Origin of the sequence: Peribacillus sp. ACCC06369 (assembly GCF_030348945.1) — a bacterium.
Lineage (GTDB): Bacteria > Bacillota > Bacilli > Bacillales > DSM-1321 > Peribacillus.
Genome location: NZ_JAUCEN010000002.1, coordinates 267,894 through 279,552, shown reverse-complemented (window position 1 = coordinate 279,552; position 11,659 = coordinate 267,894). Strand labels below are relative to the sequence as shown.

Sequence of the window (11,659 nt, the reverse complement as noted above, 5' to 3'; positions counted from 1 at the left end):
ACTTTTGGGTTTTCACGTAAGTTATATAACCCAGAATATTAATCATCATCAGCATCGTCTATATAATGTGAAACCCGTCTCTATATTACCTATAAGGTCAAGGAACGAGTTCGACAATATCAAATATCTATATTATGGAAAAAATTAAAATTTGGAGGAATTGACGATGGATAAAATTGAAAAAGGTTTTATCAATAATTCTTTACATGAGGCCGCTTCACTTTATGCTGATGCAACAAAAAATTTAGATCTTTGGCAATCAGAAAAATATGCATTCGAAAAATATTTATATCAGGATGATACAATCCTTGATATTGGCTGTGGAACTGGAAGATCCACATTTGCACTGTATAAAAAAGGATTTCAAAGTATAACGGGATTCGATATAACACCTGCCACGCTTCATGAAGCCGAAAAAATATCGTACGAATATAACCTGGATATACCCTTTATCCTTGGAGATGCAACGAAATTCCCTTTCAACAATTCATCATTCGATAAAGCAATCTTCGCTTTTAATGGTTTAATGAAAATTCCCCAGCGAAAAAACCGTACATTAGCTTTAAAAGAAATCAATCGTATTTTAAAACCAGAAGGCATTTTCATTTTCACAACACACGACCGTGATAAAAACGAATATTATATGAATTTCTGGGAACAAGAGGAAATTATTTGGTGTGAAGGTAAACAAGATGAGAGGCTTTATGAGTTTGGGGATATTTTCACATTCGGAAAGACACCTCAAAAAGATACTTACCTCCATATCCCAACACAACTTGAAGTACTTGATGGCCTTGAAGAAGCAGGGTTTACAGTCATCGAGACCTTTTACAGAAGTGAATTATTCCATGAAAGCGATGATGTAAACGCTTTCCCTTCTGATTGCCGCTTCTGGATCGTTCAAAAATAAGGTACATTTTTTAAAATTCAAAAAAAATCCAGAGTGGCATATCACTCTGGATTTTTTGTATTAAGAAACTTGTTCTAGTTCTTTATCGGAAGGAGGGTTGAATTGACCTTCCCATTTAGAGATGACGATTGCTGCAAGTGAATTACCAATAACGTTTACTACTGTACGTCCCATATCAAGAATACGGTCGATACCAGCAATAAATGCTAGACCTTCAATAGGAATACCAACTGTTCCTAATGTCGCTAAAAGAACTACGAAAGATACACCTGGTACACCAGCAATCCCCTTAGACGTGATCATTAACACTAGCATTAGCGTAATTTGCTCATACGCGCTTAAATCAATTCCGTACATTTGAGCGATGAAGATAGCTGCTAACGCTTGGTATAATGTAGAACCATCAAGGTTAAAAGAGTATCCAGTCGGAATAACAAATGTAGCAATATGTTTCGGACATCCCGCTTTCTCCATTTTTTCCATGATTTTCGGAAGAACAGCTTCTGAACTTGCTGTAGAGAACGCAAGAATCAATTCTTCTTTTAGAAGTTTAATCAACGTAAAGATATTGAATCCTACAAATTTCGCAATAAGACCCAGAATGACAATTACAAAGAAAATCATTGTTCCGTATACAGAAAGCGCTAACTTACCTAACGGAATTAAAGATTCCAGACCGAACTTGGAGATGGTCACACCGATTAGTGCAAATACCCCGATTGGAGCGAATTTCATGACCATATTTGTTAGGTAAAACATTCCTTCAGCTGTTCCTTGGAAGAAACGGAATACTGGTTTACCTTTTTCACCGATAGCCGCAATACTAAGTCCAAACAATACGGAGAAGAAAATGATCGCTAGCATATCGCCTTCTACCATAGCTTTAACTGGATTGGATGGCACAATGTGAACAAGTGTATCTACAAACGACTCATGCTGCTTAGTTTCTGCTGTATCAACATAAGTGGAGATATCAGTTTGTTCCAGATTATTCATATTTACACCAGCACCAGGCTGAATGATATTCGCGGAAATTAAACCAACAGCAATCGCAATCATAGTTACCACAACAAAGTATGATAGTGATTTAGCACCTAGTTTACCTACTGCTTTCAAATCACCTACACCCGCAACAGCAACGATAAGGCTTGATACAATGATTGGCACAACTATCATTTTAATCATTCGTAGGAAAATGTCACCGAATGGCTGTAAAAAGTTTTGAGCCGTCTCATTACCATAAAAAATGGCACCCACGATAATTCCTAGAATTAAACCAATGAAAATTTGGCTAGCTAAACTTAATTTAAATTTCTTCATATACTTTCCTCACCTTCCATAAAGTCTTTGATGCAAAAACATTTTGTCTCGGTAAGGGAAACAAGATACTAATAAAAGAAAGTAATTTTTCTTTTTTTGAAAAACTCTGTCTTTACGCCGAAAAAAAAGACACTTCATGTGTCGATTTCTTATTGGCGTGAATATTCACACATGTTCCCTTAAAGACGCTGACGAGGTTAGCTGTCGGGTTAGGAATTGGAAACACAAATGCCCTTTCATTTCTGAATTCACCCCTAGCGGATAATAAAATCCACAATATTGGGTCCCCCGTTCTTGGAATAAGATTAAGCGAGTTAACTTATAATAAAATATTATACTAAAAACGTTAATCTGTAAATATTTATTCGCATTCATTCTTGAAAAAATCTTAAAATATGTCTGAATATTCTGTATCATTGACTATTGTATCTATAATTCCATTGCCCAATTTTAATTCATATAAGTTATATGGATATAGAAATAACAACTAATTTGACATCCTCTCTCCTGATGTAAGAAGCGATTATTTTTCCAAAATGCCAAGTAACAGATATCTTACTTTTTCCCTAGAGCTGAATTTCTTATAAGTATTAGTTTTCACTTTTTCAAATTGAATTGGAGTAATAAAATAAGAATGGTTCTTCACTACTCTTTTCGGTTCTAATAGGATGACGTCACCTACGGACGGTCCCTTTAAGAGTTCTTGCTTTCCTTCAGCTTTAAGTCCTTTTGTGATGTAGTGTTTATCCACAAAGCCTTTTTTAGTCAACTTGTAGACATGCGGCTGTTTTTTGTAATGGACTGCCTCTATAGGAATGGAGGGTACACCCGCTTTCTCATTGGTTATTACAGTAAGATTGACTTTGGATCCCACCAACAAAGGTTCGGTTTCTTCACCTTCAGGTTCGATTAAAGCCTGAAATGGAAATCTGTTATCTTTTTTTATGGACGGCTCTTCTGCCGGATAGGAATGGATACGGCCAATCTTTCCTTTCAAAGTCTTTTTTGAGTCAGAAGAACTTGCTTTTATAGTCATGCCCACTTCAGCCTTTTTCATCTCCTCTTCGGAGAAATCACCTTCAATTGCCATATTTGTCGAAACAATGGATATAATGGGATTATTCAGGTTTTCATTGATATTCTTAACTACACCATCAGCCTCACTCGTCGTCACAATCGCGCTGGACTGCTCCTCAATAGACCTTAATTTAGCATCAAGCATTTTAACTTTTTCATTCAAACTGTTTTTTTCGAGTTCCTGCTTGTACAATTCTTGCTCAATATTACTTTTAATAAGGTCCGAAGAGCTTGTTGTTATATCGATATTCAAGTTTCTTTCCACTGAATCATCAATGACCGCCTTATCGGGATCACGGGTCAATGTCCCTTGATAAGACCTCAACTTCCCTAAGTATTGGTCAATCCCTACAATTTCTCCCTCAGCGGCAGCTTTCTCCGATTCTACATTCGCTTTAAGCGCATCAAGTTCGGTTGCCGTATACTCAAACAACGAGGAGCCAGCCGTTACCACATCACCTTCTTTTACAAGGAATTTCTTAAAATCATTCTTCTTGGTATCGAAATAGATATCATACTCTTCCAAAGGTTTAATTACACCATTCGTTTGAATGGTATCCGTAATTGTATCTTTTTTTACCATTGTCCAGTTTTCCACGAAAACAGTTCGTTCCACTTTGCTTTCCTTTTTTTCAATAAGGTATAAGTTAACGGTTATCAAAACAGTCGACGCAATAGAGACCGCTGCTATTTTCCATTTCCCGCTCATTCTTTTCACCCCGCCTTATACAAATACGCCCACTTGGATATATGCTAAAAAGGCTTTAACAAACCAAGTGGCCAGATAGAATAGAACAATCATTAAAAAGATCAAATAATTATTTCGTTCTGAAAATTCCTTTAAATAAAAATATTGCAAGGCAATAATAAGAAATTGAAAAATGGTGATTTCGCTGAAAAAGTGAATAAAGTAATCACTTCTGAGAAAATACTGACTGATGATTCCTAAAGAAAAAGGATTGGCATCGTTGCCTATATCCATTAATACGAATAGAGGAATCAATAATATTTTTTCCACCAATTGCAAACCAAAAATGATCATTTGAACGATGACTATTTTTATGTACGGGATATCCGTAACGATCCAAAAGAATAGAGCTGATAAAAATATGTATATGGAAGGGTGGATTATGCCTGCTATTATATTGCCGCTCAATATCAGCAACTTTCCTGCTTCATATTCATTAACACCCATCTTCGTGATTTCTTTTGAAAATGATTCAGATCCAATGCCAAAATACCCCTCAATAGCAAATACTAAAAGACTAAGAAGATATAAAAATAGTAATTTCCAACCAAGTCGTGTGACTGCCTCTGCATTTTGCAGCTGATAACGACTCCGATTAGGCTCTAAAATGCCCTTTAACAATCTGACCTGGTACACCATATGTGTTCCTCCTGCAAAAAATGATATATCACCCTATATTTTATCTTATTTTGGAAACAAATGCAGAAATAAGGAATGATTGAAACAAAAAAAACACATAATCCTTACCCTCTATAATTAATCTTCCTCTAATTGGGAATTAATACTGATAAATGATGGTCAAGGACTTTAATTCGAGTAGGTGTTTGGCTATAGTTCTCTCCATCCATATCCACATCAAGTGGCCTCTTGGATTCAATAGTCAGGGTACTGGCCTGCACATATGTCACTCCAGCTTCCGAGCTCAGATTTTCTGTCCATGAACGTTTCATCGCTATTATTTCCAAAAATGCACCAAGGTTTGCGTTCTCCAAGATGGCAACGCCAAAGAGCCCATCGTCTGGACTAACCATGGGAAACGGCAATAAATTAGTACCGATAAAACATCCATTCAAGACCAAAATCATGATTGCTTTCCCTTCAATTAAATTCCCATCATATTCAAGTTTATAGGGAAAGGGGGCACTATCACCAATCGTCCTTACCGCACTTAATAAATACCCTATCTTTCCGAATCTGTTTTTTTCCTGCTCATCAATATTGCTTGAAGCTTCAGAAATAAGTCCAACTCCCCAAAAATTAGAAAAATAATCGTTATTGGCCTGCCCGATATCAATTGAACGAACCTTGCCATTTACTATTGTTTCTGCAGCTTGACGAACATTTTGAGGAATATTCAATGTTCTGGAGAAGTCATTGCAAGTCCCTCCAGGTAAAATCCCAAGTAATGGCCGCTTCTCCAGCGGCGAAAGGCCGTTTACACACTCATGTACAGTTCCATCTCCTCCTAATACGAAAACTACATCCATGTCTTCACCATATTCCGAGCAAAAACGAGATGCATCGCCTTTTTCCTTCGTTTGTAGAATGAGGAACTCATCAATATGAGGAGCTATAACTGGAAGACATGCCTCAAGATTCCTTTCGAGTTTACCATTTCCAGCATTTTTGTTATAAATCAGCATTCCCTTTTTCCATCTCATGATCTAGCCCCCATATTAATGAAAGAATTATCTTCTTCCTGCTACTTATACTTTTCCCTAACCCCCGCTTTTGAAACTCAATCATTATCAAATGGAAAAATTCATATGGCTTGAAATCTAAGTCATATCAAAAGTAAAAAGAGGCTATACGCCCCTTTTCAGTAAAGCCTTCATATATTCGTCAAATATTCCTTCATCGTCAAGATAAGCTTTGAACATAAGTGACTTCTTTTTTCATTTTTTTCCAAAAATAACAAAAGACTTTCCAAGATAATGGGACTTGGCCTCACTTTCGAAAACTCTTCTTGGATCACCTTTAGAGCTTCCGTATATTTATTTGTTTCCATTCCTTCTTCCTTACGTGTTTCCACTTCAAGCATCCTGCTTATGATTGAATGGATTTCCTCTTTTGGGCTCAAATCCCTCAGTGAGCATTCGTGTAAAGGAAATTGTTTCAATAATGGATCATCCTTGATCTGCAGGCTTGCGATAATCGAATCCATCCGATTCAAAATGAAGTTAGGTAACAATTCCACTTCGAAAGCATTTTTTTTCCTGATTAATATTCCGATATATCCTTTGAAAAGTGAATCTAACATTATTGTGCAATCCGGCAGAAGGTCAGCCGAAAGTCCTGGGTATAACTCAATGATTTTACGCTTGAACCAAATCATGCCCTCTTCATGGATATAATGTAAAAATCTATCTAGTTCTTTGCTGATATGAATCATTTGTTCCTGCATCATCATTTTGATTAAGTTGGTATTTCCCGTCACATGCTCAATATGAACAGTGATTTGCCTTAAAAACTTATCTTTACTTGATAATGAAGCATCCAGCTCAAGGTCAAGTAAAGAGTCCGTCAACGCTTCATAATAATATTTAAAAATGGAGACTAATAATTCTTCCTTCGATTTAAAATAATTATAAAAAGACCCCTTTGCTATCCCACATTTTTCAGCAATTTCCTGAACGGATGTAGCATGATAGCCTTTCTCCGCGAAAAGCTCTACAGACTTATCTATGATCATCTTATGTTTTTCATTCATCAAATTCATCCTATCTCTTAAAGATTGTTCACTTATGACCGCTCAGTCATTTCTTCCAAATTGTATCCCAAAACCCTTGGAATCACAACGATAAAACTCATGAATATTATCTGTTGCAATCATAATCCATATACTATATATTTGAGTTTATGACCGACTAGTCACAATTTTAAGTATGGAGGGTACAAGTTTGAATTCAATAATTAAATTTTCCTTAAAGAATAAATTGGCAATCTGGTTACTTACGATCATCATCGTTGGAGCGGGTTTATACTCCGGTTTAAACATGAAACAAGAAACCATTCCAAACATCTCGACTCCTTTAATAAGCATCTCCACTGTATACCCCGGAGCTGCACCTGAAGAAGTAGCAGATAAACTCACAGACCAGATAGAGCAGAAAGTCACGAATTTATCAGGAGTCGAATTAGTCAGTTCGTCTTCCATGGCTAATGTGTCTTCCATCCAATTACAATACGATTATGATACTAATATGGATGACGCTGTAAAAGAAGTGAAAGAAGCATTAGAGAAATTAGAATTGCCTGAAGGAGTGGATGACCCAAGCGTATCCAAATTGGAATTAAACGCTTTTCCTGTTGTTGCACTTAGTGTAACAGATAAGGATTCGGATTTACCTGCCCTTACTAAAAATGTCGAAGAAGTGTTAGTACCTAAACTTGAAGGAGTTGACGGCGTAACATCCGTATCAATTTCCGGACAACAAGTAAATGAAGGCAGTCTTATATTCGATCAAGAAAAGATGGCTCAATACGGGCTCGATGAAGACACCGTAAAGAAGGTAATCCAGGCGGCAAACGTCAACATGCCACTTGGTATATATAACTTTGATGATAAAGAAAAAACGATCGTTGTGGATGGAAACATCTCCACATTAAAAGACTTGAAAAATATAAAGATACCTTTAACGGGTGGCTCTAAAACAGGAACGCCAACACAAACCGTACCTGAAACCAATCAATTATCTCCTGAAATGGCACCGGCTACTGCCCAACTGCAAAATGTCAAATTATCAGACATTGCCGATGTTAAAATCACCGGTAAGGCTGAGTCGATATCAAGAACAAATGGTAGCGAATCGATTGGAATCCAGGTTACAAGATCGCCTGATGCCGATACAGTTGCGATTGTTGACGAAGTAAATAAAGAAGTTTCGAATTTCAAAGATGAATTTAAAGGCGTAAGTGTACATACTACGCTTGATCAAGCCAAACCGATCAAAGATTCTGTTGAAACCATGATCAGCAAGGCACTCTTCGGCTGTCTGTTTGCCGTCATTGTTATCATGCTGTTCCTTAGGAACTTTAAAACGACTCTCATTTCCGTCATTTCGATTCCACTATCCCTGTTAGCAGCCCTTTTGGTGCTCAAACAAATGGATATTTCATTGAATGTCATGACACTGGGGGCCATGACCGTTGCCATTGGCCGAGTCGTCGATGACTCCATCGTCGTCATTGAAAATATTTACAGGAGAATGGCTTTAAAAGGCGAACAATTAAAAGGCGGCGAATTAATACGATCAGCCACTAAGGAAATGTTCATCCCTATCCTTTCATCGACAATCGTTACTGTAGCGGTATACCTGCCTTTAGCAAGCGTTACAGGACCTGTCGGGGAACTATTCATGCCATTCGCCTTAACGATGGTGTTTGCATTAGTCGCTTCATTATTAATCGCCATCACACTTGTTCCGGCAATGGCAGACTCATTATTTAAAAAGGGACTATCTGAAAAGGAATTAAAATCACATGAAGAAAAACCAAGTAACCTATCTGCATTCTACCGAAAAGCACTGGATTGGTCATTAAGCCATAAGTTAATCACTTTCGGTACTGCCATTGTATTATTGGTCGGGAGCTTATTCCTAATTCCAAGCATCGGTGTCAGCTTCATGCCTGCAGATGAAGAAAAAACGATTATCGTTACTTACACCCCAGCACCTGGCGAATTAAAAGAGGATATTGAAAAGCAAACAGAAAAAGTAGAAAAATATTTCATGGATAAAGATGATGTGAAGACCGTTCAATACACACTAGGGGAAAACATGATGGGCGGCATGATGGGTGGATCGAGTAACTCAGCTCTCTTCTATGTACTCTATGATGAAGACACCGAAAATTTCGGAGACAAAAAAGAAAAGGTCATAAAAGATTTAACTGACCTTGATGCACCTGGAACATGGAAACAACAAGAATTCACGTCTACAGCGAGCAACGAAACCACTCTATTTGTTTACGGAAATACACAAAAAGACATTGAACCGGTAATCGATGATATTCAAAATATCATGAAGAAAAATAAAGATTTAAAAGATGTTGATACAAGTCTTTCCGATGCTTATGAGCAATATACTCTAGTTGCAGATCAGGAAAAGCTAAGTGATCTTGGACTGACAGCTGCACAAATTGGTATGTCCATTGCTAATACGAATAAAGATGATGCTTTAACTACAATTAAGAAAGATGGAGAAGAAGTCAAAGTATATGTCGAAACGGAAAAAACGACATTCGAAGATAAAAAAGACCTAGAAAATACGAAAATTTCTTCTCCAATGGGAATGGAAATCCCATTGAAAGAGCTTGTGAAAATCGAAGAGGGCAAAGCATCCGATACAATTAGCCGTCGCGATGGAAAAATTTATGCCGACGTGTCTGCAACAATCAAATCGGATGATGTAGCAGCAGTAACAGCTGAAGTACAAAAGGAAGTTGACAAATTAGACCTACCTGCAAGCGTCTCTGTAGACTACGGCGGAGTAACGGAAGATATCCAAGAGTCATTCACTCAACTTGGAATCGCTATGTTAGCAGCCATCGCTATCGTTTACTTTGTCCTAGTCGTTACTTTCCATGGTGGTTTAGCACCAATAGCCATTCTTTTCTCATTACCATTCACGGTAATTGGTGCATTGGCAGGCCTATTCGTTGCAGGTGAGACCATCAGCGTTTCCGCAATGATGGGTGTCCTGATGCTTATTGGTATCGTCGTAACCAATGCCATCGTATTGGTCGACCGCGTTATCAAAAATGAAGAATCAGGCTTATCTACCCGGGAAGCTTTACTCGAAGCAGGAACCACCCGCCTACGTCCAATCCTGATGACTGCCCTAGCCACAATCGGTGCTTTAATACCATTGGCCATCGGTGCAGAAGGCAGTGGATTAATATCACAGGGTCTTGGAATTACCGTTATCGGCGGACTGGTGAGCTCTACATTGCTAACACTTGTAATAGTACCTGTTGTATATGAAGTTATCATGAAAAAAGGTAAAAAGAAGAAAAAAACAAGTAAATAAAGAAGAAACAGAAAGAGGGCATCCTTTTATGGGGATGCCCTCTTTCTGCTCTCAATCCAACAAGAATACCTTGAACCTTTCTTTCCACACTCATTTTCAGTATCTTATTAAATCCAACTTCCTTAAGCTCATAATGCTTCTGGGACTCTTTAGACGGGCTTCAATTCTTTCTTTAACCCTACCCCCGCCTGATAAGGCAAAACTGTCCCATTCGTCATTTCCAAGGAAATTCATTTGTTTTTAACACCCTATTTTTATATAAACAAAAAAAGGAAAGAACTAGCCTTCCTTTTTAATTTCTATAGATTAGTGTTTGGTGAAGGTCTGGTCGATTGCATTTTCCAGATCCAGCGATTTTTCTTTTAAATAACGCTTCGTTACGTTTAAATCTTTATGACCGGCAAGCTTGGATATCGTTTGTATATCTATTCCATTATCCACTAACCTTTGGCAAAAGGTATGGCGAAGTTTATGTGGATGCACATTGTATTTTTTTAATATATATTGAACTGACCTCGGAGTGATCCTTTGATTATAACTTGAGATGAATAACGGATCTGCCTTTTCTTTTAAAGAATAAAGATAATTTTTCACATGTTGTATAGACGATAGTGTAAGGGGAACGGATCTATCGATTTCACCTTTTGCGTTCCTGACAAGAATATAATTTCGCTCTGTTTCCATGATGACGTCCCGACCATTTAAGTCACATAATTCAGATACACGGATTCCAGTATGTAACAAAAGGTAGACGATGGCAATGTTCCTTAGATTTCCTTCTGCTTCTATATCTCTTAACAGGATTTGCTGCTCTTTCATGCTTAAAGTTTCAGGTACCTCAAGCTTGTGCTCTTTAACCTTACGTTCCACAGAAAGCATTACTTGTGGTTTACCTAAAAATTTAAAGAATACATTTAGAGCGATATAGTGTTTTTCGATTGTCCCTGGACTTTTCTTGCAATTTTCTAAATAATCAAGATAATCCTGAACATCTTCAGAATGAATCTCCATCAATATCTTTTGTGTCTGGTCACAAAACTGTGAAAGGACACCAGTATACGTTTTGATCGTATTAGCTGATTTACCTTGGTCTCTCAACCATTCAGCAAACGAAAAAATCATTTCATCTTTAGCAGAGGTATCCATCGGCTATTCCCCCAATGACAGTTTCAGAACTACGTTAAGTTTAACATATATCCCTACAGAAACGAAGAATTCTGTCCCTTTGTCTTAAACAGATATGGATTATACAAATAGAAAGTAGGAATTATTTTTTATAAATAACAGGGATGCATTTATAGTATGTTCTACCATATTTACTATCCATATACTATATTACTTTCTTTATGCTCTTTACGAGTCTCTACCTATTAACAGTTTAAATAATATGATACTGAAGGAATAACAACCGTAAAAAAGACCAGCCGGATGGCTGATCTTAGAAATGGCTTGGCGGCGTCCTACTCTCACAGGGGGAAACCCCCAACTACCATCGGCGCTGAAGAGCTTAACTGCCGTGTTCGGAATGGGAACGGGTGTGACCTCTTCGCTATCGTCACCAAACAATAAAGGAAC

8 protein-coding genes, 1 rRNA gene and 1 riboswitch are annotated in these 11,659 nt (G+C 37.5%); of the genes, 2 read left to right on the top strand and 7 right to left on the bottom strand.

Annotated elements, in window-relative coordinates:
• Positions 1–166 precede the first annotated feature (166 nt).
• Positions 167–910, top strand: coding sequence for a class I SAM-dependent methyltransferase (locus tag QUF78_RS02190; RefSeq protein ID WP_289323409.1), 744 nt, complete (start codon positions 167–169; stop codon positions 908–910).
• A gap of 60 nt (positions 911–970) precedes the next feature.
• Here the strand turns inward: QUF78_RS02190 and QUF78_RS02185 are convergent, their stop codons facing one another.
• The 5 genes from QUF78_RS02185 to QUF78_RS02165 form a co-directional block, all read right to left on the bottom strand.
• The gene (locus QUF78_RS02185) at positions 971–2,230 is read right to left on the bottom strand and encodes a cation:dicarboxylate symporter family transporter (protein ID WP_289323408.1); all 1,260 of its coding nucleotides are present in this window, start codon (positions 2,228–2,230) and stop codon (positions 971–973) included.
• A 171-nt stretch (positions 2,231–2,401) separates the two neighbouring features.
• A riboswitch (cyclic di-AMP (ydaO/yuaA leader) is annotated at positions 2,402–2,552 on the bottom strand.
• 201 nt (positions 2,553–2,753) lie between these two features.
• On the bottom strand, positions 2,754–4,016 hold the full coding sequence (locus tag QUF78_RS02180; protein ID WP_289323407.1) for an efflux RND transporter periplasmic adaptor subunit: 1,263 nt from the start codon (positions 4,014–4,016) through the stop codon (positions 2,754–2,756).
• Between the two features lie 15 nt (positions 4,017–4,031).
• Entirely contained in the window at positions 4,032–4,694 is a 663-nt protein-coding gene (locus QUF78_RS02175) for a hypothetical protein (protein WP_289323406.1), read from the bottom strand.
• A 128-nt stretch (positions 4,695–4,822) separates the two neighbouring features.
• On the bottom strand, positions 4,823–5,716 hold the full coding sequence (locus QUF78_RS02170; protein WP_289323405.1) for a YegS/Rv2252/BmrU family lipid kinase: 894 nt from the start codon (positions 5,714–5,716) through the stop codon (positions 4,823–4,825).
• Positions 5,717–5,886: 170 nt separating this feature from the next.
• Positions 5,887–6,765 (bottom strand): TetR/AcrR family transcriptional regulator, encoded by an 879-nt coding sequence (locus QUF78_RS02165; protein WP_289323404.1) that lies wholly within the window; start codon positions 6,763–6,765, stop codon positions 5,887–5,889.
• A gap of 190 nt (positions 6,766–6,955) precedes the next feature.
• Here QUF78_RS02165 and QUF78_RS02160 point away from each other — a divergent pair, with 190 nt between their 5' ends.
• Positions 6,956–10,084, top strand: a complete 3,129-nt coding sequence (locus QUF78_RS02160) for an efflux RND transporter permease subunit (protein ID WP_289323403.1) — start codon at positions 6,956–6,958, stop codon at positions 10,082–10,084.
• A gap of 306 nt (positions 10,085–10,390) precedes the next feature.
• Here the strand turns inward: QUF78_RS02160 and QUF78_RS02155 are convergent, their stop codons facing one another.
• Positions 10,391–11,230 carry a tyrosine-type recombinase/integrase gene (locus QUF78_RS02155; RefSeq protein ID WP_289318738.1) on the bottom strand — a complete coding sequence of 280 codons (840 nt, stop codon included), beginning with the start codon at positions 11,228–11,230 and terminating at the stop codon, positions 10,391–10,393.
• A 301-nt stretch (positions 11,231–11,531) separates the two neighbouring features.
• Positions 11,532–11,647, bottom strand: a 5S ribosomal RNA gene (rrf, locus tag QUF78_RS02150).
• Positions 11,648–11,659 lie beyond the last annotated feature (12 nt).